This window comes from Panacagrimonas sp., assembly GCF_965216805.1.
Classification (GTDB): Bacteria; Pseudomonadota; Gammaproteobacteria; order Nevskiales; family Nevskiaceae; genus Panacagrimonas.
Genome location: NZ_CBDCGN010000003.1, coordinates 1,133,172 through 1,160,155, shown reverse-complemented (window position 1 = coordinate 1,160,155; position 26,984 = coordinate 1,133,172). Strand labels below are relative to the sequence as shown.

The window sequence follows — 26,984 nt, the reverse complement described above, 5'->3', positions numbered from 1 at the left end:
CCTGGGGGCGTCAATGAAGGTAGAACGTGGCTCGATACGGACAAGGATTCAAGGACCGCGCGGTAGCGCGGCTGTTGCCGCCTGAAAGCGCGGCGGTGGAAGACGTGGCGTTAGCAGTGGGAGTGGGTGCCCAGACCTTGCAGCGTTGGCGAGAGCAGACGCAGTCCGGGCCGGTGAAGGCTCGGACGTGGACCGCGGGATCGCGTCTGGAGGCGGTGATTGCAACAGCACCGATGGCCGAAGCGGATCGGAGTGTGTGGTGCCGGGAACAGGGTGTATTTCCGACGGAGTTGGAGAAGTGGCGGGCCAGCGCAACGGCCGCACTGGCGGAACCCGAAGAAGCCCGTGCCAGTCCGCAGGCGACGCGACAGGACCGCAAGCGCATCAAGGAGCTGGAGCGCGACCTGCTGCGCAAGGACCGGGCGCTGGCGGAGACGGCGGCTCTGCTGGTCCTTTCAAAAAAACTCGCGGCGATCTTCAACAAGGCAGAGGACGAATGATCGACCTCGAAGATCGCCAACGCCTGGCCCACAACATTCAAATCGCCCAGGGTGCCGGTGCCCGGCTGCACGCCGCGTGCGACACCGCGGGCATCGACACCCGCACCCTGCAGCGCTGGAGAGCGTGCGGGGGGCTCGTGGACGGCGATGGAAGGCCCCAGGCCGTCCGACCCACACCGGCGCATGCCCTGAGCCTGGCCGAGCGTGCCGAGCTCTTGCGCGTGGCTAATGAGCCGCGCTTTGAGGCCGTGCCGCCAGCGCGCATCGTGCCGATGCTGGCCGACGAAGGCGTGTACCTAGCCAGCGAGTCCAGCTTCGCGCGTGTGCTGCGAGCACATGGCCAAGCCACTCACCGTGGACGCGCCCGCGAGCCGCACACGGTACGCCCACCGACCACCCACATCGCCACTGCACCGCGCCAGGTGTGGTGCTGGGACATGACCTATCTGCCGGCCACGGTGCTGGGACGCTGGTATCACCTCTACCTGATTCTCGACCTCTACAGCCGCAAGATCGTCGGCTGGGAGGTCCATGACCGCGACCATGCCGATCACGCAGCGCATCTGGTGCGGCGCACCGCCCTGGCAGAGGGCATTGCGGCCCTGGTGAACAAGCCCGTGCTGCACGGCGACAACGGCGCCACGCTCAAGGCCACCACGGTGCTGGCGATGCTGCACTGGCTCGGAGTGAAGCCCTCCTACTCGCGGCCGCGGGTGAGCGACGACAACGCCTACGCGGAATCGCTCTTCCGCACCGCCAAGTACCGGCCCGAGTTTCCGGCCAGAGGATTCGAAGACCTGGCGGCAGCGCGCGCCTGGGCAGCCGGCTTCGTGCGCTGGTACAACATCGATCATCGCCACAGCGGCATCCGCTACGTCAGCCCGGCACAGCGCCACGACGGCAGCGATGGTCCGATCCTGGCGGCGCGCCACGCGCTCTACGCCCAAGCCCGCGAACGAAACCCTGCACGATGGTCAGGCGCAACGCGAAACTGGTCGCCGGTACTCGCCGTCACCCTCAACCCCGAACGCGACTGCGTCATCAACACCCACGTCGCCGAAACCTTTAAGCAACTCGCTGCATGAATGAGGCGGCAACTACCTTGACGCGCGCCGGAGGCGCGAGGTCCAGTCCTGGCTCCCGGCGGCCTGCGCGCCGAACGCGCCGAACAGTGCGATCAACCCGGCCAGCGGCGCCAGCACGCGACGCCGCCGCAGCAGGGCAATGCCGCCGAGCAGCACCAGCATCCAGGGGCCGGCCGCACCGCCGCCGGTGCCGCGCAGGACGGTCGTGCCCGGCGGTTCGAGATAGTCTTCGACGCCGTTTTCGTCGTCGTCCGGGCAGGCGATGCCCAGCGGGCATTCCATCGCATCGGTCAGGCCGTCGCCATCGGAGTCGGTGTCGACATAGTTGGCCACGCCATCACCGTCGGTATCGCGGCAGGGCTGATCCGGGCACTCGTTGGCATCGGAGATGCCGTCGCCGTCGGAATCCAGATCGCGATGGTTCTCGCGTGGGCCGCCGTCGGTGTTCACGCAGGGTGAACCGGTCGGACATTCGACGAGCGTCGGGATGCCGTCGTTGTCGTCATCCGGATCCTGGAAGTCAGGCATGCCGTCGAGGTCGCTGTCACGACAGGTGATCGGGATGCCCAGCAGGTTGATCTCGCATTCGGCGCCGTTGGGCAGGCCGTCCATGTCGTCGTCGGCGGCCGTATCCACACCCATCACCACCGAAGTCGAGGCCGAATACTGCGACGAGCGTCCTTCGGCGTCGGTGATCTGCGCACGCACCGCGCCGGCCGTGGCGTCGGAGGTGAACTCGAACACGGTCTCGGTGGAATGCGTGCCGGGGATGCGGCCGAGATAGGTCTCTGCCTGGTTGGTGGCGGTGTAGTAGACGTCGATGGACACCGGCAGGGTGGGTTCGGTATTGCCCGGCCGCAGTTCTGTCACCGGGGCGACCGCCACGCGGACGGTGGTGCCGGTGAAGACGGCGCCGGTCGCACGCCAGGTCTGAATTCTGTCGTTGGTGCCGGCATTGCGGTTGACGACAAAAAACGAATCGTCGTTCTCTGGCGCAAGATTATCGACGTCCGCGCCGCGCGTGCCCTCGCCGAAGGTGTTGCCGCTGGTCAGCGTATTGCCGTCGAATTCGAGAAAGATCGGGCCGAACAGGCTGCCGATGATGTTGACCACGGCGTTGTCCTGGATCGACCAGCCGGTCGGCAGATCCACGCCCGGGTTGGCGCGCATCCAGATCGCGAACTTGTTGGTCGGCTCCTCCTGCGAGAACGTATTGCCGCGAATAACGTTGTTGCTGCCAGAGGCAATGGGCTCCACCCGTACGCCGGCGACGTTGCCCGCGCCACGGCTGTTGAGGAACTGGTTGTTCTCGATCAGCGCATCCTGGTGCGGCGAGTTGAGGATCACGATGTCGTCCGAAACCGAGGTGAAGGTGTTGCCGCTCACCGTCATGCCGGTCTGCAAGGTGCGGCCATCGTCGCGGATGAACTGGCGGGTGCCGTCGATCGTCGAGCCACTTACCGACAGCCCGTTGGTCACCGCCGTGGGAAAGATGCCGATACCAAACGTGTCGGCCGCGATGAAGCGGGATTCGGTGATCACCAGATCGCTGACCACCGAGTTTTCGCGGATGCCGATCGTGTAGTCGAGGCCCTGGTTGGCCTGACTCCTGAACTCGGAATTGGTGATGGTCAGCCCGTTGACGATGGTTTTTTCGTCGTCGGTGCCGAACTCCACCCAGACATCACCGAAACCCTGCCCGCCCTGGGTCTCGAATCCCGTCAGGGCGATGTTGGAGTAGGTGCCACGTTCGTCGAAGTAGATGCCGAAAAGCACTGAGCTGCGGCAGTAGAAGTCCTCGACCGTGACGTCGCTGGCACCGTCGACCAACGCGATGCAGCTTTCCATGATGATGGTGCCGGGGTCGGACGACAGGCCATTGCGAAGCGTCACCCGCGAACCGCCGATGACGATGGCGGTGCCGGCCGCCATGATGCCGCCGGCACTGGCAACGCCGGCGCCGGCGATATCCCGTTTCTCTGCGTCGTCGAAGTTCTCGACGACCACGTCGTCGGATTCGATGAACAGCATCGCGTACTCGGAATCGTTGTTCTGCAGCAGTTCGATGCGCTCGTCGAAGTCCAGGGCCAACGGCCGGCTGGCATTGACGTGCAGGAACGCACCAAAGCCGATGTAGTTGTTGATCGCGGTGTTGCCCAGGGTTTCATCGAACATCCGCGGCGTGCCGCCGCTGTGGACGATGTCGCCGCTCAGCCCTTCGGCGAACTCGATGCGGATGTCGTCACCTTCCGATGCAGGCAAGGCATTGGCCTCCTCCAGCGCCGCACGCAGGGAGCATTCCCCGGCCGCCGTCAGGCAAACGCCGTCGCCGACATTGGCGTCGGCGGTGCCCTCAGCCAGGGTATCGACGATGTACGTCGTCGTGGCCGCATGCGCCGATCCCAGGCCAGCCGCGAGCAGCAGCGCACCGCCCAGTGTTCGTCGAAGCGCGGCAAATGTCGTATCCAGATGGTTCCACACAGCTTGGCTTCCTTTGCGAGATGAGTCAGGGATCATGGTTTTCGGTACAGCAAGTGTTGAGTCGGGTCAGCCGTCGGCGCGACCTGGCGGTAACGCCGACGGCTGCGATGCGGCTTCAGATCACCGGAACCTGGACGGATTGTTCGATCAACAAGTCACCCATCCGGTCGGTGGCCGAGTTGTCCCAGACGTCGTAGGTCACCCCTCCGATGACCTGCGTGGTTTCGGTGTCGGTCCAGCCGGAATCGACGAGACCCACTGCCGATGTCCCGCTGCCGCGGACTGCCAGCAAGCCATCGGACCCCAGCGAATCCGGCTGGCTGAGCACATCGCCCAGACGCAGGTTCAGCGTGCCGCTGCTACCCAGATCGAATTGCTCGAAGCCCTGCACGCGCAGACCCATCTCGATCAGGTCGATCGTCAGGCCAGGCGCATCCAGCTGCAGGATGTCGTAGCCCAGGCCGCCGTCAACGCGGGTGAATTTGGTGCCGATGAGACCAATGATGTCGTCGCCGGCCCCGCCCATCGCGACATCGTGCTGCACGCCGGGCCCGGTGCTGCCGGTATCGTCGACACCGATCTCGAAGATCTCGTCGTCACCCCACCCGCCGGTGATCAGATCGACTCCGCTGGTGCCGTCAATCTCGTCGGCGTCTGCGGTGAATGCTTCGGTGAGGCCATCCGAAGAGCCTTCGTAGATGTGGAACGTTCCGGCACTGGTACGGCCGGTGCCGGTCGCAGGCGTTGCCCCGCTCACGTCGTTGTAGTTGGCCGAGGCAGGCCCAATGGGGACGGGTTCGCTGCCCAGCGTTGATTCATTGGCCTGCCAACGTCCGAAGGCGAAGTCAGAAATGCCGTCGCCGTTCCAGTCACCCGTCTCAACACCGGTGCCCGTGTAGTCCTCATTGTTGAGGCCGTTGAAGCGCATCGCGGTGCCGTTGGCAATCATGAGATCGATATTGATCCCGTTGTTGTTCACGACCTGAGTCTGGGTTTGCCCGGCTGCCGCGAAGAAATCACCGCCGGGCCGACCAAACACGACGAACACGGAGCCACGATCAGTGCCGCCAGCGGGATCGAGTGCCGGCCCGCCGATCAGGAAGTCGTCAACACCATCACCATTGATGTCACCGCCCGAGCTGATACTGAAGCCGAACTGCCCGTTGGAGTTGGTATCGTTGATGTAGCTGCGAATGATGAAGCCGCCCGTGCCGTTGGCTAGCGAGCCCAGATTGAGGTCCGTCCAGTCGTTGCCCTCCTCGCGGCCGAACAGCACGTAGACCCGGCCCGGCGCGTTGAGCACGTATTGCCCCGGCCGGCCCCAGTACGGCGACCCAACCGCAAAGTCGGCGATGCCGTCGCCGTTGATGTCGCCGATGCCGCGGATGGAGGAGTGGTGAGCGAAGATGCTGTCGCCCTGCTGGCCATTCAGGCTGCCTTCGCGGCTGGTGCCACCGAGGACTTCACGGTTTTCGGTACCGGTCAGAACCACGCCCTGTTCCGGTGTCAGCGTGCGGACATCGAAGTTTTCCGGCAATACGGATTCGCTGCCGAACATGAGATAGACGGCGCCCTGCTGGAAGATGCCGCCGGTCTCGGCCTGGTCCAGACCCGCATTGACGATGTAGTCGTTGTAGCCATCGCCGTTGACATCGCCCACCACCGCGGAGGTGTGGCCCATGTCGACCTCGTTACGGCTGTTGGTGACCTGGACGTGGTCCGGCACCGGGTCGCCATTGGTCGTGCCCAGCGCATTGCCGCCGTAGACCAGCCCACCCTGGCTCGGCCGCAGCGCCCGCATGTTGTCCCACACGGTGGAATCGCCCGCGCCCTCGCGGCCATAGAGCACGTAATACGTACCGTCAGCGCCGTTGCCGCCGTCGATGTCGCCGACGATCAGGTCGGAGTAGCCGTCGTTGTTGAGATCGCCACCGGATACCGAAGAGGCAAAGTAGGCCGAGTTGCCGCTGCGGATGACGAAGCCCAGATCGCCACGGGTTTCGTTGCTGTCCAGCGTAAACAGGTCCAGTGCGCCAACGTCGTTACCCTCGCGACCGAAGATGACGTAGACCCGATCGTTCCAGTGCGAACCCATGGCGAAGTCGTCGAGTCCGTCGCCATTGAGGTCGCCGATGCCGCGCAAGGTCTGGCCGGTGATGATGGCGTCGCCACTGGTGCCCTGGTTGTTGCTGAGGGTGAAGTGGATGCCCTCTTCGGCGCCCATGTTGTAGATGGTCTCGGGCCCCGGAACCCCAGTTGCGTCGCCGTACAGCAGATATACGTCAGACTGCCTGGCGGACTGGCGCCCAGCCTGGACCGCCGTTCCGGACACCAGAAAATCCTCGATACCATCGCCATTGAAATCACCGGCCGAGGTCACTTCCCAGCCGACACCGTTGTAGTTCTCGATGGTGTTGATGCGCAGGGCGGCCATCGGGTCGGTGGTTTCCCGGCCATCGAGCGTGCCGACCCCGGACTGCTCGCCCTCGGCATTGATCAGCACCCCGCGCAGGTTGTAGCTGCCGTTGGGCAGCAGCGGCAGTTCCACGTTGATGCCGTCGAAACGCGCGTTGCCGGCGCCGACGCTGGTGATCTGCAGAAGCAGGTCTTCTGCGAACACCGTCTCACCCATGTCGAGCACGCCGTCGTTGTTGATGTCATCGAACAGCGTGGCGGTGACCTCGCCTGCCTGCGCAGCCATCACATCGGTGTCCGACAGACCGGAGATTTCGCCCCGGATGCGCGGCGAGGTGTCGTTGGTGATGTTGTCGGAGCTGCTGCCGCTGGCGCTGCTGTCGTCGATCAGGTCGAGCTCGAAGGTGTCGAAGGTCGGCGCCAGGGGCGCCAGGGTGTATTCCTGCGTATCGGTCACGGTGCCGGCGTTGCCGGCCGCGTCCGTTGCTGTCAGCGAGGCGTCGACGATCAGGTCTGCGTCGGCTACCAGATCGCTGCCCGCCACACTCACTGACCAGCCGCCATTGGCATCCACCATCGCGGTGTAGGTGTCGTTGTCGTTGACGGTGACCGTGACTTCGTCGCCTTCGCTGAACTCGCCGCTGGCCGTGCCGGTGATGACGACATCGCCTGCCGCTTCGTCGGCCGACAGCTGGTTGTCTGCCGTGACGGCGTTGATGATCAGGGTGGTGTTGTCGGCGTTCGGGGCTGCGACGTCGATCTCGTAGGTGCGGGTACGGGTGGTGTTGACGGCGTTGTCGTTGACGTCCAGTGCGGTGAGCGTGGCGTCGAACGTGCCATTGGCCGCCAGCAGGTCGGCGCCGGCCACATCGGCCACCGACCAGCTGCCGTCGGCCTCGTTGACGTCGGCGGTATAGGTGTTGCCGTTGATCGTGAAGCTGACTTCAGCTCCTGCCTGCAGGGCTTCATCGAAGATCACGTTGCCGCTGATGGGCACGTCCATGCCGGCTTCGGCGGCATTGAGGATGTTATCCATCGTGACGGGGTCGATGACCAGGCGGGCCACGCCTTCGGTATCGACGGTGTAGGCCTGGTCGTCGGTGACAATGCCGGTGTTGCCAGCATCGTCAGTGGCGGTGAGTGTGGCTTCGATGAGCGCCTGCGATTCTCCGCCCAGCATCGCCGGCGGCGGGGCGTGATCGGCCAGGTCGGCGCCACTGACGTCCACCGTCCAGGCGCCGGCGGCATCCACCAGGGCCTCGTAGGTCGTGCCGTTGAGGGCAAAGCTCACCACGTCGCCTTCGCTGAACTCGCCGGTGACCGAGCCACTGACCGCGACCATGCCGGCGTAGTCGTCTTCGTTGACGGTGCCGCCCGTGCCCTGGCCGGGGACCGGGGCCACCGTCAGGGTGGTGGAACCAGCGTCCGGGCCCTGAGTGTCGACCGTCAGGTCCTGCGTGACGCTGATGATGCCGCTGTTGCCGGCGTCGTCCGAGGCGGCCACGGAGAAAGTGATCGGCAGGACGCCCTCACCGGCCGCGGCCAGGTCGGCACCCAGCACGTCGACCGACCAGTTGCCGTCGGCGTCGACTTCCGCCGTGTAGGTCTCGCCGTTGACCATGAAGCTGACGACGTCACCCGGGTTGAACTCGCCGTCGACGCTGCCGCTGACCACAGCCGTACCCGCCGCCTCGACGGCATTGAGCACGTCGTCTTCCGCGATTGGGTCCACCATCAACGTGGTGGTGGTGCCGTCCGGCGCCTCGACATCGACGAGATAGGTGCGGCTTTCGGTGATGACGCCCACATTGCCCGGCCCGTTGCTGGCCAGCAGGGTGGCATCGAGGGCGAGATCGTCTTCGGCGGCCAGATCGGCGCCGGCCACATTGACCGACCAGCTGCCGTTGGCCGCAACCGTGGTGCGGTACTCGATGTCGTTGAGGGTGAAGCTGACCTCGTCGCCGGCCGTGAACAGGCCGGTCACGCTGCCACTGATCGGAATCGCACCGTTGCCGGCTTCGTTGGCATTGATGACATCGTCAGCCGTGATGCTGTCGATGATCAGGTCGGTGGTGTTGGCGTTGGGCGTCGGCGGCGGAGGCGGCGGCGGCGGCGGAGGCGGGGGCGGAGGCGGGGGCGGCGGGGGTGGCGGCGCGACTTCGACGGTGTAGTTGCGGCTGGCGTCGATGGTGCCGACGTTGCCGGCATCGTCACTGGCGGCGACGGTCGCGGTGAGCGACTGCGCACCATCGCCAGCCGCGGCCAGATCGTCGCCGGAGACGTTGACCGACCACGCGCCATTGCCATTGACGTTGGTGGTGTAGGTGTTGCCGTTGACGGTGACCGTCACCGTGTCGCCCAGCGAGAATTCGCCGTTGACGGTGCCGCTGACCGCGACGTTGCCCGCCGCCTCGTCACCATCGACCGTATTGTCGGCGGTGACCGGATTGATGCTCAGCGTGGTGGTGGCGTCGTCCGGCGAGCTGACATCCACGCCATAGCCGCGACTGGCGCTGATGGCGCCGACATTGCCGGGACCGTTGCTGGCCATCAGCGTGGCGTCGATGGAGCGATCCGCCTCGCCGACAAGATCGGCGCCGGCCACGTTGATCGACCACGCGCCGTTGGCGCCAACCGTGGTGCTGTACTCGGTGCCGTTGAGCGTGAAGCTCACCTCGTCACCGGGCGTGAACAGGCCGTTGACGATGCCGTTGACCGGCACCGTGCCGCCGGCTTCGGCGGCGTTGATCACGCCGTCGCCGGAGAGGATGCCGACGATCAGCGAGGTGGTGGACGCATTGGGCGTTTGCGGCTGCAGCTGGTCCGGGTCGGTATCGACGAGGTAGTCCTGGCTGGCCTGGATGGAGCCGGTGTTGCCAGCGTCGTCGGTGGCCGTGATCGATGCGGTGATCGTGCGCGGGCCGTCGCCGGCGGCCGCCAGATCATCACCGTCGATGTCCATCGACCAGGTGCCGTCGGCACCGACCTGTGCGGTGTAGGTCTGGCCACCGACGCTGACGGTGACCACGTCGCCGGGCGTGAACTCGCCTTCGACCTGGCCGCTGACCACGACCGTGCCCGCCGCCTCGTCCGCGTCGAGGGTGCCGTCGGCGGCGATGGGGTTGACGGTCAGCGTGGTCCTGTCGGCGTCGGGGCCGTCAAGGTCCACGGCGTAGCTGCGGCTGGCACTGATGCTGCCGGTTGCGCCGGAGGCGTTGCTGGCCAGCAGGGTGGCATCGATGGCGCGGTCGGCCTCGCCGACCAGGTCGGCGCCGGCGACGTTGACCGACCAGGTGCCATCGGCTGCCACCGTCGTGTCGTAGTCGGTGCCGCCGACAGTGAAGCTGATCACGTCACCGGCGGTGAACAGGCCGCTGACACTGCCGCTGACTGGAACGCTGGCGCCGGCTTCGGCAGCGTTGAGGATGTCGTCGGCGGTGATGGCGCCGAGGGTCAGTGTGGTGGTCGCCGCGGACGGCACCACTTCGTAATCGGGAAAATCGACCACGATGCTGCCGACGTTCTGGGCGCCGTCGCTGGCCAGCAGGTTGACCTCGATCGGGTCGCCGGCGGCCGCGGCGAGGTCGGCGCCGTCGACGTCGACCGACCAGCTGCCATCGGCGTCGACGGTCGCGTTGTAGGTCTGCCCGTTGAGGGTGAAGCTCACCTGATCGCCCGCGGTGAACTCGCCGCTGACGGTGCCGCTGATGGTTTCGACGCCGTCCACGTCGATCGGACCCTCGATCGGATTGACGACCAGTTGCGTGGAGTCGGCGTCCGGCGCATCGACATCGATGTCGTAGGGCAGGCTGGCATCAAAGCTTTCCGGCGTGCCGCTGCCGTCGTCCTGCGTGAGTTGTGCATCGACCGTCTGGTCGGGGTCGGCGAGCAGGTCGGCGCCGGAAATGTCCACCTCCCAGGTGCCGTCGGCCTGCAGCTCCGTGGTGTACTGATTGCCGTTGGCGGTGACCGTCACCGGTGCGCCGGCCACGAAATCGCCAGTCGCCGAGCCCGCCACGCGTACCGTGCCGGCACCCTCGGCGCCATTGACGGTGTTGTCGCCGCCGATGCTGTCAATTCGCAGCGCAGCCCTGGGCGCTGCCGGTCCGCCGCCACCGCTGCTGTCATCGTCCGCCAGCGCGACGACGCCGACCGCCGCGGCGACACCCGCGGCGCCGAGCAACCAGCCACCGAGGCCGGACTCGCCATAGATCAGCAGCGGATCGATGGTCTCGATCTGGGTGAACACATTGGTGAACCCGGGCGCTTCGGCCTTCCACAAACCTTCGGGACCACCGTCGAGCACCAGTTCACTGACCACGTCGTTATCGGTGACATAAAAGCCTTCGATGACGATGGTTTCGCCGGAGACGGTCTGGATCACCAGCGTCTCGCCCTGCTGCTGCATCGACGCGATCTGAGAGCGCGTCAACTGCAGTTCCACCACCGACGGCTCGGACAGCTTGATGTTGCTGGCGGCCTGGGTGGTCTTCTGGTGAGACACCTTGTCGGTAATAACAGCGTTGGTGGTCATCTCTAATTCCTTGTTTCAGAGGGTCGGTGCGACTCGACTCAGGGGGACTTTGGTTTCACGCATACAACGTGTCGCTACACACGGGACACACAGTCGGTCAGCGTTCACGCAGGGCTTCGCCTGCCTTGTTGAACGGCTTCATCAGGTAACTCAGAACGGTTTTCTCGCCGGTGCGAATGTCGACGGTCGCGATCATTCCGGGAACGATGGGATGCTTCTGTCCGGTCTTCGAAACCAGCTGATCGCTTTCGGTCAACAGGTAGACGCGGTAGTAGAAGATGTCGCGATCAACGTCGTCCTGGATCGTGTCCGGCGAGATCACCGTGACCTCGCCGCGCAGGCCGCCGTAGATCGAATAGTCGTAGGCGGTGATCTTGACCACCGCCTCCTGGCCGGGATGGATGAAGGCGATGTCGCGCGGCGAGATGCGCGCCTCGATCAGCAGCCGGTCGTCGAGCGGGATCAGTTCCATCAGCTCGCCGCCAGGCGCCACCACGCCGCCGACGGTGTTGACCGCGATGGACTTGACGATGCCGCGCATCGGCGCGGTGAAGGTCAGGCGCGTGAGCACGTCGGTGCGTCCGCGCTGGACCGAACGCTCGGCATCGACCGCGGCGTCGGCCTTGGCCAGCTCTTCACGCGCCGTCACCAGATAATCGTTCTGGACCTCGTTCTGCTTGCCGAGCAGATCGTTGAGCTGCCGCTTGAGCCGAAGTGCCTCGACGGCGCTCGCCGCACCCTGCGCGACCAGTGGCTCGGTCAAGGCCAGTTCTTCGCGGACCAGAGCTTCTGCCTGGCGCAGGTCGGTCAGTGCGGTGGCAATGCCGTTGCGGCGCGACTGGTACAAGGCCGTGGTGGACCTCACCAGTGCCGGATCGGCCTTGACCTCGTCAGGAAACACCAGGGGCGTGCCGTTGACTTCGGCGGTCAGGCGCGCCACCGAGGCCAGCGCCGCACGGATCTTGGCCGCGCTCTCACCCACCGCCGATTCGGTGCGGGTGGGATCGAGCTGCGCCAGCACCTGGCCGGCTTCGACGATGTCGCCCTCGCGCACGTGCATCCTTACCAGGATGCCGCCTTCCAGCGACTGGATCTCCTGGTCCTGCGAACTGGGGATCACCTTGCCGTCGCCGACCGACACCTCGTCGAGACGCGCCACACTGGCCCAGATCGCCAGCGCGACCATCAGCGCCGCCATTAGCCAGACGGTGCGCGAACTTGCCGGCAGCGGCTCACGCGAAAGCGCCAGCGACGGCAGGCGCCGCAACGTCGTGCGATCGTCTGCCGCGCCCGCACTCGTGGCCGGTGCGTTCATCCGCGCAGCGCTCCGAGCACCTTGGCCTTGTCGCCGTCCATGGCCACGCGCCCTCCGTCCAGAACGACAATGCGATCCACCAGCGCCAGCAGCGCGGGACGATGCGTGGCGACGATCAGCGTGCGGCCGCGCATCCACGGCTGCAGCGCAGTGATGGCGTTGCGCTCGCTGAGTTCGTCGTAGCTGGCGGTGGGCTCGTCCAGCAGCACCACGGGCGTGTCGCGAAGCAGGGTGCGCGCCAGCAGCAGGGCCTGGCGCTGGCCGCCGGACAGTCCACGCCCGCCTTCCAGGATCGTGGTGTCCAGCCCGCGGGGGCTCGAAGCAAGGAAGGATTCGGCGCCAGCCATGCGCAGCGCGGCGATGGCCGCGTCGTCGGCAACCTGCGGCGCGCCGAGCAGAAGATTTTCGCGAACGCTGCCATGGAACAGTTGCGCGGTCTGGGTCAGCACGCCGAGGTCGCGACGGATGTTGGCAGGGTCGATCTGTGCTAGCGGAACACCGCCGAGCGCGACGCTGCCCTCCTGCGGGCTGAGCAGGCCGCAGAGCACATGAATCAGCGTGGACTTGCCGGAACCCATCTTGCCCAGTACCGCCACGCGCTCCCCGGCCTGGATGTGGAGGCGGTCGATCGCCAGCGTCGGGGCTGGCTGATCAGGTGCAAATTTGAAACGCATCCCGCGCAGCTCGAACTCGCCACGCCATACCGGCCGGTGCGTCAACTGCTGCTCGGGCGGCAGGTCCAGCGGGCGCGACATCAGATTATCCAGGCTCTCCCGTGCTACCTTGGCCTGCTGCCAGCGGGCGAAGATGCCGGACAACTGCGCCAGCGGCGCCATCATCCGCGAGGCCAGGATCGAGGCGCCGACCAGCACGCCGGTGGTGATGTCGCCGCGCATGACCTGCACGCTGCCGATCAGCAGCACCGCGGCGTAAACCAGCCCTTGCATCTCCTGCGTCCAGGCAGTGAGCACGTGGGTCAGGAAGCGCTGTTTGATGCTGATCGTGGCGGCGACGTCGTTGACGTTGTTCCACTGCCCCTGGAAGCGCGGCTCGGCGCGCATCAGCTTGATGTCGTCGATGCCCTGCACCGCCTCCACCAGCACCGCGTTGCGCAAGGCCGACTCGCGCAGACCCTGGCGCGACAACCTGGCCAGCGGCTTCTGCATCAACAGACCGGGCAGCATGATGATCGGGATTGCAGCCAGCGCGATGTTGCCGGCGATGCTCCACAGCACGAACAGGAACAGGACGAAGAACGGCAGATCGGCCAAGGCGATGATGGTGGTAGAGGCCAGCAGTTCGCGGATCTGCTCCATTTCGCGCAGCTGCGCGATGAAGGCGCCGGTCGAAGCCGGGCGCGCCTCCGAGCGGATCCGCAGCGCGCGGCCGAAGATCTCGTCCGACAGCGTCAGGTCCGCCTTCTTGCCGACGCGATCGGAGATGTGCAGACGCAACACCCGGAACCCGAACTCGAATGCGAGTGCGATCAGCACGCCGATAAACAGCACCCATAGCGTCGGTATCGACTGCGCCGGGATCACGCGGTCGTAGACCTGCATGGAAAACACCACCGCAGCCAGCGCCAGCACATTGGCCATCAGCGAGGCCAGCATCACGTCGCCGTAGCGCCGCCAGTCCTGCAGCACGATGCTCCAGAACCAGTTGGCGCGGTAGGGTTTGATGTAATCGTCGACCCGCGTGTCGGCGGCGTCGGTGATTGGCCGCAGCAAGGCGATACGCCGCGCCTGTGCTGCCAGCTCGTGTCCCTCCAGTGTGGACTCGATGCCGAGCTCGTCGCAGTCGATCACCCGGTATCGCCCTTCGGCCAACAGCGCTACGACCACGATCACGCTCTGGTCATCGAGCTGCACGACCACCGGCAACTTGCGCGGCTGCAGCAGATGCGGCTGGTAGGCGCTGAATCGCAACAGCAGCCCGGCACTGCGCGCCATCTGGTGCAGCATGGCTTCGGAGTCCTGGCTATCAGCCATCCACTGCTGCGCGCCGCGCACCGATTCGGCGGAGATTTGCAGCCGGTAATGGCTGGCCACCGCCATTATCGCTTCGGCCCAACGGGCGCTCTGCAACAGGGGCGCCCTCATTGAACGCTCCGGGGTTCAGCCGGGTCAGCGCCAAACTTGTAAAAGGTCTGTGTCTGCGCGGTAGCGGCGACCAGGCCGATCAGCCGAGTCCAGTATTCGTGGCGGGCCACCTCCCACTCGGAGCGAGCTTGATACAGCTCCTGCTCGGCGCTGAGCAAATCCAGAATGGACAAGGTTCCCAGCTTGTACTGCTCTCGGTACAGGCCACGCACCTGCTCGATGCTCTGCTGGCGCTGTTCGAGTATCGCCAGTCGCTCTACGTCACCGGTGATCAGCGCTCTGAGGCCTCTCACCGCGTCGTTGCTGGTCAGTGCGGCGGCGTCGACCCGCGAGGTCGCTGCCTGCTGGGCCAGCGTGGCCGCGCGCACACGCTGGTTGACCACGTTGCCCTGCGCGGTCCACGACAGGTTGACCATCCACCGTGGCTCGTCGTCGGCTTCCAGGAAATCGGCGCTCTGGCGTCCGCTGATGTCCTTGTCCAGCGAGGCGTCCATCGATACCGTGGGCCAGCGCTGAGCCCGCGCTTGCCGCAATTCGGCGGCTGCGATCGACAGCTCGGCGCGCGCGATCCTGATCTCGGCGGCATCCTCGCCGTCGGCGGTCGTCTCGATCGCGCGGGCGGCGACGTCCGGATCGGGCAGCCCTGCGATCCTGCGAGGTGAGGCGTCGCCCAGCAGGCTCTGCAAGGTCAGCCGCGCCTCGTTCAACTGTGCCTTGATCTGCCAGCGGTTGGCGCGTGCGGCATCGACCCGGGATCGGGCCTGCATCGCGTCGACCTCCCGACTCAGTCCGGCCTGCGCGCGCTTGTCCGCCAGGTCAAGAACCTGCTCGACGGCGTCGACCTGTTCGGCCGAGAGGCGCTCGAGTTCCTGGTACTGGTGGGTGCGCACGACCGCTTCGGCCGCCTGCAATGCAATTTCGTCCGTGATCCGCTGCAGTTCGGCCTCCTGCAGTTGCACTTCGGCGTCCGCCACCTCTGCCGTCGTGGAGGTCTTGCCGAAGTCGTAGAGCACCTGCGAAACCCCCAGTGTTCCGGTTTCTCCGGATCGTCGCCCCGAGTCGGCGCCATGGCCGACTCCGGCGTTCAGCCTCGGGTAATAGGCCGAGCGCGCGATGTCGGTGGACACCCTGGCGCTCTGGACACTTTCGCGAGCCGCCAGGATCGACGGGTGACGATGGACGGCTAGACGTACGGCCTCGATCATGTCGAGTCCTTCGACGGATCGAGCCGCTATCGCCGGCACAACTGACAGCACTTCGCCATCCGAACGGTCGGCAACCGGATCTACAACCGGGCCTGCCTCGAAACCCGCCCGTGCCGACAGGGTTCCGACCAAACAGGATGCGATGCCAACGAACGTGATCGACACGACTACGGCCCGGCACATGGATTCAATAGCGTATCGATGAATGGATGCCGCGCCGGTCGGGGCGCAGCGCCTGATGAATCCTCATGCCGCGCTACATCGCGGGGTTTGCGGCAGAAGGCGAGCACTTCACGCTTTGGGGCAGTTCGAACGCCATCTTCTGGCGTGCCGACCCCTGCTTGATTCGACTGGAACGATGCGCATATCGCTTTAACAAAAGCTTATGGAATAAACCTGCGACACCAAATGTTCGTTGTGACGCGATCCATGTTTAATCTGACAACGGGCCCTGTTCCGTTTGCGGACCGGGAGGAGCTGCCCGGCGCGATATCCGGCCGGCTCACACCAGGATGCGGCAGCCCGTCTGAAGAAAAACACCGTCGGGCATTTGTCCGCCTACGTTTGTGGACAAGCGAAGGCGGCGGTGGCTAGCCATCAGCTCGCGACGAGGCGGCGGGATGCGACTCCAGTTCCCTTCTGAATGTGGAAGGACTCCTGCCCGTCCACCGGTTGAAAGCGTGCGTGAATGCCGAGAGGTCGGAATACCCCAGCCGGTGTGCGATCTCCGACAGCGATATCGTCGGGTCCTTGAACAGGGCGGTGGCGTACTCGACACGGCACGACCGCACGATCGCCTGATAGCTGGTGCTCTGCCTGGCCAGGACCAAGCGCAACTGCCTGGGCGTCAGGCGCATCAGCGCAGCCACGTCATCGAACGCCGGCGGCGCACCAATGGTGGACATGACCCACTCGCGCACACGCAACTCGGCGCGCATGCCGTTGCTTCGCAATTCCTCGCGCGCGGCGTACACCGACAGAATGTTGTCGTAGGTGTGAGGGTCGGCGTGCGGGTTCTCGAAGTCTAGGACGGCCCGCTCGAGCACGATGACGTTGCTCTGATGGTCGGTTTCCGGGGTGATGAAGAAATGCTTGCGATACCCCGATTCGTAGGCCTTCGAGGCGGGTGTCAGTTCCAGCCGCTTGATGTTGTGGCTACGGCCGGTGATGCGCTGAATCTTGACGTAGGCCATGCACACGCAGAACGCAGTCAGCAGGGCTTCGCCCTGGCTACTGATCGGGCGACGAAAGCCCACGGTCAGCCTTCCCTCGCTGGCGGTTTCCATAAACGAGAAATCGATCAACGGAACCTCGTGCCGATAGAACCGGCCCACCGCACGCAGCGCATCCGCAACCGTCGGCGCCACCTGGATACCCAGCGACATCTCGCCAAATGCGGTCGGACGGATCCTCCAGCGCCCGAGCTGGAAAGCGAGGTCCACCGCATGGGGCAACCTGCCAAGAAACCCGAACAGTTCGCTGGCCACCTCGTGCTGCTCGCTGAGCGACGAGCCGATGGCAAGGTCCATGATCTGCCCGGCACGGTTCATCACGCCGTCGTTGCCGCAGATCGCTTCCGACATCGTGCTCTTGAGCTGTTGCCAGAAGGTCGGCTGAATTCTCATGGCCGGCTCGATCGATTGATCGATGTTTCCCAACGGCTTGGGATGTACTCGAACCGTACTCGGCCGGGGTCCCAGCCGCGTTCACCAGCGACGATCTGGGATCGCGTGAAACTGGGGCGCGATGCCCATTTCAGGCCGTGACTCGATAGACCTGCGGAAGGCTCCGTCAACGTCTCGCGCTCCCAAATTGGCAAGACCGCCCAGCCCGGCACGGTCCTCTCGGGAGCAGCCTTACCCACCGCCCGCCAGGCACTTGTCCCGGTGGTCCGTTTGACGCTCCAGATCGATACGCAATCACCTGCACTTACCGCACTGGCTACCAGTTCCCGGAAAACAAGTGGATAGCAGGAGCATTGCGCTCAGCCAGCTGGATGACGATCCCATTACTTATTGGTTGAACTTGCTGGATTTCTCCCGAGATGGTGAACCACTGCAGGGCATCCCTGGAATGTTGGCTCTGAGCGATTGCTTGTTGGTTCTGACCGTTTCCACGCAATCCGAGCAAACGGCTGACGATCCGAACACGCCGCGCGTGTCGGTCGCTTTTTTGGACAACTAGCCGTCAACTCTGAGCATTCCAGCAGGGCAACCGGCGCCCTAGCCTACCAATGAATCTGCCGCGTAATTCGTAGTATCGGCATCCATCGGGCAACGCCAAAAAACAAACAAATTCGGGCCTGACAGTCGTCCGGCGATTCCGGCACGCAGCGGTCCCTGGAACCTATCGTCCGCACTACAGGCGCAGATCACCATGCGACATTTCGGGTTGTGTGTACTCGTCCTCGCCCTATCGCCGCTCGGCGCTTTCGCGCAGGCACCCTCGGGGGAGGCGCCGACGCGTTCCGCTGCGCCCGATCCGGTTGAGCAGCGCGTCCAGCAAAGCATGGACGAGTTTCGCAAGGCGCCGCCGGGGCATCTGCGCGAGGAACCCTGGTCGATGTCCGTCGCCGAGCTGGAGTTGGAGCTGCAACCCCTGCGGACAGATGCGCTCAAGGCGCGCGTCGACGCATGGCTCGAATTGATCAACGTGCAGATTGCGGAGCGCAATCACGCACAGGTCGGTATCGAGCGGGCGCTGAAGGCCGGCGCCACTGCAGACGCCGGGGTCGATCAAGCCCTGGTGGCCGCGTTCACCGCGCGCCGGGAACTGGCCAAGGAGCGTATTCAACTGCTGGTCGAGCGCCTGAATGTGGGGCTCGATCTGGTTGAGCGCCGCGGCGATAGTGTCGTAGCGGAGCGTGCCTACCTGAGTGCCATTCGCAGTCCGCGGGCCTCGGAGCAGAAAGCCGCGGAAGAAGACGCAAAGCGCCAGGCCGAGGCGGCGCTCACCGAGGAAGAGCGCCTTCACGCCGCAAAAGCGGAGGCCATCGCCAAGGCGGTCGAGGGCGTTCAGCGCGATCTGCCCGTCCACGAGCGCCCGGATCCGTGGACGGTCCCGGTACGCGAGTTGGAGCTGGAACTGCAGCCGTTGCAGACCGCAGAGATCAAGGAGCGAGCCGACATCTGGGCCGGACTGCTTGAGCAGAAGGTGCGGGAGCGCAACCGTCTGCTGCTGGCGGCCGACAGGCCCGACAATGCGGAGATTTCTGCAGACCTCACCGCGAAGGCCACCGATGCCGAGGCCGTCATTCAGGCGATCGTGGAGCGGATGGAGGTGTTGCTGCGCATGATGGAAAAGCGCGGGGATGATCCCAGCGGCTACCGTCAATACATCACCGACGTGACCGGCATCAAGCTCAACCTGACCGACTTCGATGTCCTCGGCAAGCAGGCCTGGGCGTGGACCATCAGCGAGGCCGGCGGCATCCGCTGGGCGACGCGCATTCTCGGATTCCTGGCGACGTTGCTGGTCTTCTGGTACGCCAGCAAACTGATCGGCAGGGGCGTGGGCGCGGCGATGACTCGCCTCAACAAGGACGTGTCCCCCATGCTCAGGGATGTATTCGCCGGCGTGGTGCGAAACATCGTCATGATCGTTGGTGTGGTGGTGTCGCTCGGCGTGCTCGGCGTCAACATCACACCACTGGTCGCGGCCTTGGGCGCCGCCGGTCTGGTCATCGGCCTGGCGCTGCAAGGCACCTTGAGCAATTTCGCCTCCGGCCTGTTGATCCTGATGAACAAGCCCTTCGATGTGGGCGATGTCGTCAGTGCCGGCGGCGTCACCGGCAAGGTGGACGGGCTCAGCCTGGTCAGCACGCGCATCATGACCTTCGACAACCAGGCCATGTACGTGCCGAACAATCAGGTGTGGAACGGCGTGATCACCAACCTCACGGGGCAGACGACCCGCCGCGTCGATCTTGTTTTTGGCATCGCCTACAAGGACGACATCGGGACTGCAGAAGCGATCATCTCCGACATTGTCAGCAAGCATCCCAAGGCGCTCAAAGATCCAGCTCCGGTGATCAAGGTGCACGAACTGGGCGAAAGCAGCGTCAATTTCATTGTCCGCCCCTGGGCGGCTACGGGCGACTACTGGGATGTGTACTGGGATATCACGCGACAGGTGAAGGAGCGCTTCGACGCGGAAGGTGTCGGCATCCCGTTCCCGCAGCGGGACCTGCATGTCCCCGGACAAATCGAGGTAGTGCTGGCCGAGCGTCGAGCCGCAGAAACGCCAATACCCAAAGCCGCGGTCCGCACTGCGCCGGTGACCACCGGCAGCGCCCGCGGTGAGCCGGGTCCGGCCGACCAGAACGATGACGAAGCGGAGCCCGCATAGCCCCGCGAATCAAAATTCGACGTGCAGGCAATACCGATTTTCTCGAACTGTAGGAGAAATCGGCGCTGCGGCGGACCTGCGGGAGGTTTGATCCCTGAATGATGTGCTGAAATGCGAAGTGAGCGGCAGCTCCCCAAGGAGTGTTGCCGGGTAGCGATGACCGCATGCGAGGCGCCCTGCTTTCGCACTTGCTGAACCTTGGTCTGGCGGCCAGGCTCGAGCGTTTTCGTTCTGATGCAGCCATCTTTGCGCGTTTTTTGTCTCCTCACAGATCGCGAACGCGCTGGCAATCCGCAGTCCCTGCACACCCGCAGCCTGAGTGCTGCGAAGAGACCTCTCCAACTTCGGTCCGACCCGCGCTTTCTCCCGGCGCAAGACACTGCCCCGTGCATCGATCCGGAATCTCTCGCCGATCCGGCGCGAGGGATGCACTTCAGTGACCCCCCAAAGGAGGTCATCTATCGGCGCAATCGCATCCGAACGGGGAACATAAATCTTGCGTTGATTTGTGTAGTTTTTCGGTCGTCTTGACACGCTGCAGGTATCGACGGATTGGCATTCTCGGGCGAAAGGGAGTTTCCGGCAGCAAGCCCCGGGAGGCGCCGATTTCACATGACCGTCGACCTGCAGATGTCCTCACTGGGATTGATCGACTCCGAAGTTACAGCAGGCCGGCAGGTATGCAGATTCAACCATCGTTCTGGATCAAGCTGAGACGGCTATGGGCTCCGCATCTTGGAAGTGCGGATCCGTTGCGATTTCATATCGACAGCATGATCAACCGGATCATGGAGTCCGGACGCGACGAACAGCATCGGAAAATTGCAAACCTGTTCACGACGCTCGGGCGCTTGCCAAATGCCGTGGAACTGGGCTTTCAGATCGGTGCACGCGTGCCGGTGACGGCCTATGGCGTGCTGTCTCTGGGTGCGCTGACCGCACCGACGGTCGGTGCCGCCCTGCGCTTCATTGCAGACGTTCATCATCTGGCGGTGCCGCTGGTCGATTGCGCCTACGCGGAGAGCGCTTCGGAAGGACGTCTGACCATCGGTTTTCGCTGCCCCATCGACTGCGCGGGTGAAGCGCTGATCGTCGCCGTATGCACCGCCGCCATCGACGCAGAGATCGCTCGCCGCAGCGGTCGCTCCGGCAACATTGCCCGTCTGGAGCTGACGCCCAGTTCGAAGGGGGCCGAAACCAGCTACCGCAAATGCCTGTCTCTGACGCCGAACACGGACGGCAAGTCCAATACGCTGGTGTTCGCGCGGGCCGTACTCGACCTGCCGAACATGCATGCCGACATCGATACCTTCAACAGCATCGTGCGCGCCTGCGCGGCGCGGGCGGATTTCCAGGTTTGCGGATCAATGCTGAAAGACCGGGTGCGGGAAGCCATCATGTCGGGCATAGCAGCACCTCCGTCACAGGAGCGCTTGGCCAAAGCCCTGAACCTGACGCCAAGGCAGTTGCGGATTCGCCTGGAAAGAGAGCGCACGAGCTATCAGGAGATCATCAGGAGTTGCCGCATCGAGTACGCAAGCGCCCTGCTCCAGAACCCCTCGCTGTCGCTGTCCCAGCTCGCCGATCGCCTTGGCTACTCGGATCTGTCCGCCTTCTCTCATGCCTTCTATCGATGGACCGGCAAGAGTCCGTCCGCGTTCAGGAGCGAAAGATTTGCCCGGCGTGCGCCATCCTGGGACGGGAAATCATCTACCGCCTCGGTGCAGCAACCCGGCCTGTGATCATGATCGGCACCGCGTTGGGCCGAGGCGAACGCGCTGCACCTGACCGCACTTGCGCCGACTGAGCGCCATGGCAGTCAGGTCTCGAGTAAGCCGTCCTGCCGGGCGACCTCGTTGAGTTCGAGTTTGGTCGATGCGGGACGGCCGGCGGCGGCATACTTCACCTTGACCCGGTTCAGGTATTTCTTCGCAGTGTCGGCCTTGATGCCCAGCGCCTCGGCGACTCCCCCCAGGGTCAGGCCGGAGGCGTACAACACCAGCACCCTCTCCTCCTGCTCGCTGAGCGCCGGACGGTGCTCGTCACCGACGATGACGCTCGCCAGCTCCGGCGTCATCCAGCTGCCCTGTCCCAATGCAGTCCAGACGGCCGCCACGATATCGGCCTCGGAGTCGCGCTTGCCGACCACACCGACCACGCCGGCGCGAATCACCCGACGGATCAGTGTCGGCGACGCCAGTGCGGAGATGACCAGGACGCGGATGCCTGCAGCGATCACCGTCTCGATCTGCTCCGGGGTGGCACTGGGGCCACGTTCGACCATGAGATCGAGCAGCAAGAGATGCGGGCGATCCCCCGGTGGCGCGCCGTCGACCCAGGCCAGGAACTCGGGCAGGGTCTCGCCGGACCAGACCGCGCGCAGGCCCGGCTGGGCCGCCACCAATTCTTCGGTGCGCTTGCGCTGAAGCAGATGGTCCTCGACCACCGCAACATTCCACCGGTGGGTCTGCGGGGCCTCGCCCAGCGTTGTTATCGCATCGCTCATGTGATTCCTCCGGTCACGACGAGTTCGACCAGATCCTGATTGCCGAGGGTCTGCAGCCTGAACTGACCCGCATGGCGTCCGTCTCCGCTCAGCGCCGAGGCCAGATGCGGCGTCGGCGCAACCAGTGTCATCGTCAGACCTCTGACCGTGGCGAACAATGCCGTCGTTAGCCGCGTCCCCGGCGCGACCGACTCGACCACCGCCAGTAGCGTGCCGCCCAGGTCGCGTGCGTGATCGGCCGTTGCATCCACCGCGCCCGCGCGCACGGTCAGGCCCACGCCGCGAAGACGCGAGGTGTTGAGTGCGCGTGCGAACCAGGTGCCCATCTGAATCAGCTCCGGGTTGAGCAGCGACAGCTGGCGCAGGAAGGCCTCTTCCTCTGCACAGCGCTGGCGGATCGCCGGGTCGTGCGGCTCGGCGCGCCCGTCGCCGATGGCGCGCAGCAACCGCACCGATTGTTCCAGTCCCGCTTCGCGCCAGCGGCGCCGGGTCTCGGTGGCGGCCTCCACGGCCGCCATCTCGAGACCCAACCGGAAGGCCTGTTGCTGCTCCGCGTGCGCCCGGGCGGCGACTGCGGCCAGACTGCGGACGAAGCTGAGAACGCCCACGATCAGGCCGACGCCGACCAGCCCGGCCACGAGGATGACAGCGGCCGCCTCCCGCGAGGCTGGCGCCACGCCGACGGCGGTCAGCACCACGGCCAGCAGATAGGCAGCAAACCCCAGGATCGTCACCGGCCGCGGCAGCGACACGATCGTCAGCACCAGCAGCGGCCCGGTGGGGGCAATGGCCTGCCACAGCGTGGGATCGACCCGGCCGAAGCCGACCGACCAGGCCGACAGCACGAACGCCACCGGCCCGGCCGCCAGCAAGGCCGCCACGGTCGCCATCGACAGGCGTGCTCGTTCCCGCTCGCGCCAGGCCAGCCCGCAGGCCAGCGCCACCACCGCCACCATCAGCCAATCCGGCGTGACCGCACCGGGGTGGTTCACGGCCGACAGCACCACCCCGACCCCCACCAGACCCGCCGACAGCGCGTAGACCGCTCGCCACCGCAGCTGGCGGACCAGGTCCTCGACCGTCTCCGCACCCGGGCCGACCGGCTCGTCTGCGCGCGGCGGCTCGGCGCCATCGTTCGGGACATTACCCGGAGCAGCGTCCGCCGCATCGCCAAGCGCGTAGCCGAGCGTCACCGTCGTGCCCCGGCCCGGCGCGCTGTCGATGGCCGCGCGGATACCGGCCTGCCGTGCGCGTGCCAGGATCGAGCGCTCCACCCCGCCATCGCGACGCAGGCCGTCGCGGATGCCGACCCCCTGATCGCTGACCGTGACGCGCACACCGTCGCTCGTGCGGGTGATGCACACCACCACCTCCGGCGCACCCGAGTGCTTGGCCGCGTTCTGCACCGCCTCGGCCGTCGCACGGCTGAAGGCCTGGATCACCGACGGCGGCAGCAGCGCCTCGATGCGGGCGATCTCCGCTTCCGGCAGCCCGGTGTGGCACACCCGGATGCCGACGGCGCGGATGTCGTCGCGCAGACCGGTGCGAGCCGTCGGGCGGTCACCGGCGGCGGATCGCAGGGCGTCGATGGTGGCCACATCCGCCAGGCAGCGCTGGCGCACCGCGTCGATGTCATCGATGGCGGCGCCTCCACTGGCGATGGCGCCCAGGGTATTGATGGCGGTGTCGTGGAGAACGCGGGCATCCTCGGCGGCCTGATGTGTGGCCGCCTTGCGGGTGGTCAGGGCCGCCGTCCGGTCCTGCAGCGCGCGGGCCTCGGCATCGACGCCGGCGGTGTAGTCGATCACGTAGGACAGACCGATACGGGTCGCCAGCGTGATTGCCACCAGGGTGACGGGAACGCTGTGCACCAGCGGTAGGGCCGCCCACTCCGGACGTGCCAGGACCATCAGGACCGGGATCGTCACCGTGGCCGCCAGCGGCGCCCACCACGACGCCTTGCCGCGGAGCCGGACGGCCGGCGTGGCGCTGGTCAGGTTGCACATCCAGCACGCCGTGAACAGCAGCGTGCTTTCCGGCGTCGGCGAGACGGCCCAGGCCACCACGAAGAGTGCCCATGAACCGAGGATCAAAGGCAATTGCCCGCGACCGTAGCGGAGCACCGCCAGCGCGGCGCCGATGCCCACGAGGTGGCAGGCCGCCACCGCCAGCCCGGCCGGTGCCAGGCCGAGCGACCAGATCGCCGCCAGCGCCATCAGGCCCTGGAAGGTCGCGATGGCGATGAGAATCACCCGCTGGATCGACCCGTCCAGGCTGCGTCCGGCCCAGCCCGCGTCCGGCCGTCCGACACGCGGATCGCGAAGCCGCCTCAACATTTCGTGTCGCATGTTCATGGGATGCGATTTGCGGACGCGCCTGGCAGCGTCACGCCAATGTGTCAGCAAAGATGACGGCAAAGAATCTGCCGTGCATGACTTCTGGGTCTACCCCTGAGGACATCCGCGCGCTTCCCTCACCGGAATGTCTTGCGAGTACGTTTGAACCGCCCTGAAAGACGATCAAGCTTCGAGCCTGCAAAAAGCATCACGCGACTGGGTCACCCACCGCGACTGCCGCTTCGGATGTGCAAGTGCCTTGTTCAACACCCTTGCGCAAACATTCTCTCTGATTGTCCTTCGGCTCGGCTACCCGGATCGCCCCGCGTTCATCCATGCCCTCACCCGCTGCGCGGCCAAAGGCCCGCCGGTTTTTCGGATCGAGCCGCGCGCAGGGCCGCCCTGCCTGGGAGTTTTCCGTTCGTACCGAAAGGCCTGTACGTCGTTGCGGTAACCCACGTCGCCAACCACACTGACGCCCCTGCTGCGAGGAACGACCATGACGAACTCCGTCTCGTCCTTCACGACCCACGAGGTCGCCAATCAGACGCCGCCCATCGGCCACTACAACGCCTGGTTGAGTGACACCGCGCTGCGCAACGCGGTGGCACGCGAAGGCGGCGCCTGGGCCGAGCCGCAACTGCTCGAGTTCGGCGCGGTCGCCGGCGGCGAACTGATGGACCTGGGTTACACCGCCAACGAGAACCCGCCCAAGCTGCGCGCGTTCGATCGCTATGGCCATCGCATCGACGAGGTCGAGTTCCATCCCGCCTGGCACCGCGTGATGGAACTGGGCATGCGCCATGGCGTACACGCCTTTGCCTGGCGTCATCAGGACACCCCAGGCGCGCACGTGGCGCGGGCGGCGCTGAGTTACCTGCACGCGCAGGCCGAGGCCGGCAGCGGCTGCCCGCTGACCATGACGCATGCGGCGGCGCCGACCTTGCGCCATGCGCCGCAACTGGCACGCGACTGGCTGCCGAAGATTCATGCACTGGAGTACGACCCGCGGGTACTGCCGATGCAGTCCAAGCGCGGCTGCACCGTGGGCATGGGCATGACCGAGAAGCAGGGCGGCTCCGACGTGCGCGCCAACACCACGCGGGCGCTGCTGCAGGCCGACGGCAGCTATGCGCTGGTCGGCCACAAATGGTTCTTCTCGGCGCCGATGTGCGACGCCTGGCTGGTGCTGGCCTATGTCGATCAGTCGCTGAGCTGCTTTCTGACGCCCAAGCTGCGTCCCGACGGTTCGCGCAACGCCATCCATATCCAGCGGCTGAAGGACAAGCTGGGAGATCGCAGCAACGCCTCTTCGGAAGTCGAGTTCCACGGTGCCTATGCGCAGATCGTCGGCGAGGTCGGTCGTGGCGTGGCCAATATCCTGGAGATGGTGGCGCTGACACGCCTGGACTGCATGATCGGCAGCGCCGCGCTGATGCGGCAGGGCTGCGTGCAGGCGCTGCATCACGCGCAGCATCGCAAAGTGTTTGGAAAGCTGCTGAGCGAGCAGCCGCTAATGCAGAACGTACTGGCGGACATGGCACTGGAATCCGAGGCGGCGATCGCACTGACGATGCGTGTTGCGCGCGCGGTCGACGCCGGTCCGCGTCAGCCCGGCGAAGCGGCGCTGGCGCGCATCGCCACCGCCATCGGCAAGTACTGGGTGTGCAAGCGCTGCCCGCCGCTGGTCAACGAGGCGCAGGAATGTCTGGGCGGCGCCGGCTATGTCGAAGAAAGCAATCTGCCGCGGCTGTACCGGCAGGCGCCGCTGAATTCGATCTGGGAAGGCAGCGGCAACATCCAGTGCCTGGACGTGCTGCGCGCACTGGGCAAGGAACCCGAAGCGCGCGAGGCGCTGTTCGCCGAACTGCTGGCCGCGCGAGGGCTCGACGCCAGCCTGGATGCCGAAGTGCACTGGCTGGGCGAAGCGCTCACTGATCGCACCACCCTGGAGGTGCGCAGCCGCATGCTGGTAGAGCGCACCGCGCTGGCCTTGCAGGCCAGCATCCTGTTGCGTGCGGGCAACATGGAGGTGGCCAGCGTCTTCTGTCGGTCGCGTCTGGGCGGAGAACATGGGCTGGCGTTTGGCACCTTGCCTGCCGACGCACCGTTTGGATATCTGATCGAGCGCAGCTTCCCCGGCGTCTGAGCAGCGAGG

The 26,984-nt window shown here is 65.6% G+C and carries 14 protein-coding genes; 5 read left to right on the top strand and 9 right to left on the bottom strand.

All coding sequences use genetic code 11. The features are described 5' to 3' along the window. The first annotated feature begins 26 nt into the window (after nt 1-26). Nucleotides 27-1,585 (top strand): IS3 family transposase gene (locus ACOOHP_RS18300; RefSeq protein WP_420465030.1). Its coding sequence is split into 2 segments (ribosomal slippage): nt 27-465 and nt 465-1,585, totalling 1,560 coding nucleotides; the frame shifts between segments, so codons are not numbered across the junction. Nucleotides 1,586-1,597: 12 nt separating this feature from the next. Here ACOOHP_RS18300 and ACOOHP_RS18295 read toward each other — a convergent pair. The 6 genes from ACOOHP_RS18295 to ACOOHP_RS18270 all read right to left on the bottom strand — a co-directional run bounded on the left by ACOOHP_RS18295 (nt 1,598) and on the right by ACOOHP_RS18270 (nt 17,262). Then, nucleotides 1,598-4,066 (bottom strand): hypothetical protein, encoded by a 2,469-nt coding sequence (locus ACOOHP_RS18295; protein ID WP_420467919.1) that lies wholly within the window; start codon nt 4,064-4,066, stop codon nt 1,598-1,600. Nucleotides 4,067-4,181: 115 nt separating this feature from the next. Further along, nucleotides 4,182-11,015: an Ig-like domain-containing protein gene (locus ACOOHP_RS18290; RefSeq protein WP_420467918.1), complete on the bottom strand. Its 6,834-nt coding sequence runs from the start codon at nt 11,013-11,015 to the stop codon at nt 4,182-4,184. A gap of 97 nt (nt 11,016-11,112) precedes the next feature. Beyond that, nucleotides 11,113-12,330 carry an HlyD family efflux transporter periplasmic adaptor subunit gene (locus ACOOHP_RS18285; RefSeq protein WP_420467917.1) on the bottom strand — a complete coding sequence of 406 codons (1,218 nt, stop codon included), beginning with the start codon at nt 12,328-12,330 and terminating at the stop codon, nt 11,113-11,115. After that, nucleotides 12,327-14,432, bottom strand: coding sequence for a type I secretion system permease/ATPase (locus ACOOHP_RS18280; protein ID WP_420467916.1), 2,106 nt, complete (start codon nt 14,430-14,432; stop codon nt 12,327-12,329). Before ACOOHP_RS18280 ends, ACOOHP_RS18285 begins: the two co-directional genes overlap by 4 nt. Then, nucleotides 14,429-15,637 carry a TolC family protein gene (locus ACOOHP_RS18275; RefSeq protein ID WP_420467915.1) on the bottom strand — a complete coding sequence of 403 codons (1,209 nt, stop codon included), beginning with the start codon at nt 15,635-15,637 and terminating at the stop codon, nt 14,429-14,431. The genes ACOOHP_RS18280 and ACOOHP_RS18275 overlap by 4 nt, the downstream gene beginning before the upstream one ends. A gap of 590 nt (nt 15,638-16,227) precedes the next feature. Beyond that, entirely contained in the window at nt 16,228-17,262 is a 1,035-nt protein-coding gene (locus ACOOHP_RS18270; RefSeq protein ID WP_420467914.1) for a helix-turn-helix domain-containing protein, read from the bottom strand. A 337-nt stretch (nt 17,263-17,599) separates the two neighbouring features. On the opposite strand from ACOOHP_RS18270, the gene ACOOHP_RS18265 reads away from it, so the two are divergent. Further along, nucleotides 17,600-17,821: a hypothetical protein gene (locus tag ACOOHP_RS18265; RefSeq protein ID WP_420467913.1), complete on the top strand. Its 222-nt coding sequence runs from the start codon at nt 17,600-17,602 to the stop codon at nt 17,819-17,821. Between the two features lie 228 nt (nt 17,822-18,049). Here ACOOHP_RS18265 and ACOOHP_RS18260 read toward each other — a convergent pair whose 3' ends face one another. Then, complete coding sequence (locus ACOOHP_RS18260; RefSeq protein ID WP_420467912.1) at nt 18,050-18,376, bottom strand: hypothetical protein; 327 nt, start codon at nt 18,374-18,376, stop codon at nt 18,050-18,052. Between the two features lie 6 nt (nt 18,377-18,382). Here ACOOHP_RS18260 and ACOOHP_RS18255 point away from each other — a divergent pair, with 6 nt between their 5' ends. Together ACOOHP_RS18255 and ACOOHP_RS18250 are read left to right on the top strand one after the other, a co-directional pair. Further along, nucleotides 18,383-19,984, top strand: a complete 1,602-nt coding sequence (locus tag ACOOHP_RS18255; protein ID WP_420467911.1) for a mechanosensitive ion channel family protein — start codon at nt 18,383-18,385, stop codon at nt 19,982-19,984. Between the two features lie 773 nt (nt 19,985-20,757). Continuing rightward, nucleotides 20,758-21,726, top strand: a complete 969-nt coding sequence (locus tag ACOOHP_RS18250; RefSeq protein ID WP_420467910.1) for a helix-turn-helix domain-containing protein — start codon at nt 20,758-20,760, stop codon at nt 21,724-21,726. 77 nt (nt 21,727-21,803) lie between these two features. Here the strand turns inward: ACOOHP_RS18250 and ACOOHP_RS18245 are convergent, their stop codons facing one another. Both ACOOHP_RS18245 and ACOOHP_RS18240 read right to left on the bottom strand, forming a co-directional pair. Beyond that, nucleotides 21,804-22,490 (bottom strand): DNA-binding response regulator, encoded by a 687-nt coding sequence (locus ACOOHP_RS18245; protein ID WP_420467909.1) that lies wholly within the window; start codon nt 22,488-22,490, stop codon nt 21,804-21,806. After that, nucleotides 22,487-24,742 (bottom strand): ATP-binding protein, encoded by a 2,256-nt coding sequence (locus ACOOHP_RS18240; RefSeq protein WP_420467908.1) that lies wholly within the window; start codon nt 24,740-24,742, stop codon nt 22,487-22,489. The genes ACOOHP_RS18245 and ACOOHP_RS18240 overlap by 4 nt, the downstream gene beginning before the upstream one ends. A gap of 583 nt (nt 24,743-25,325) precedes the next feature. On the opposite strand from ACOOHP_RS18240, the gene ACOOHP_RS18235 reads away from it, so the two are divergent. After that, entirely contained in the window at nt 25,326-26,975 is a 1,650-nt protein-coding gene (locus tag ACOOHP_RS18235; protein WP_420467907.1) for an isovaleryl-CoA dehydrogenase, read from the top strand. Nucleotides 26,976-26,984: the final 9 nt, after the last annotated feature.

Excerpts from the sequence above, each read along its gene's own strand:
- ACOOHP_RS18245 (WP_420467909.1), bottom strand. The coding sequence starts at position 22,490 with ATGAGCGATGCGATAACAACGCTGGGCGAGGCCCCGCAGACCCACCGG.
- ACOOHP_RS18285 (WP_420467917.1), bottom strand. The coding sequence starts at position 12,330 with ATGAACGCACCGGCCACGAGTGCGGGCGCGGCAGACGATCGCACGACG.
- ACOOHP_RS18280 (WP_420467916.1), bottom strand. The coding sequence starts at position 14,432 with ATGAGGGCGCCCCTGTTGCAGAGCGCCCGTTGGGCCGAAGCGATAATG.
- ACOOHP_RS18290 (WP_420467918.1), bottom strand. The coding sequence starts at position 11,015 with ATGACCACCAACGCTGTTATTACCGACAAGGTGTCTCACCAGAAGACC.
- ACOOHP_RS18275 (WP_420467915.1), bottom strand. The coding sequence starts at position 15,637 with ATGATCGAGGCCGTACGTCTAGCCGTCCATCGTCACCCGTCGATCCTG.
- ACOOHP_RS18270 (WP_420467914.1), bottom strand. The coding sequence starts at position 17,262 with ATGAGAATTCAGCCGACCTTCTGGCAACAGCTCAAGAGCACGATGTCG.
- ACOOHP_RS18235 (WP_420467907.1), top strand. The coding sequence starts at position 25,326 with ATGACGAACTCCGTCTCGTCCTTCACGACCCACGAGGTCGCCAATCAG.
- ACOOHP_RS18250 (WP_420467910.1), top strand. The coding sequence starts at position 20,758 with ATGATCAACCGGATCATGGAGTCCGGACGCGACGAACAGCATCGGAAA.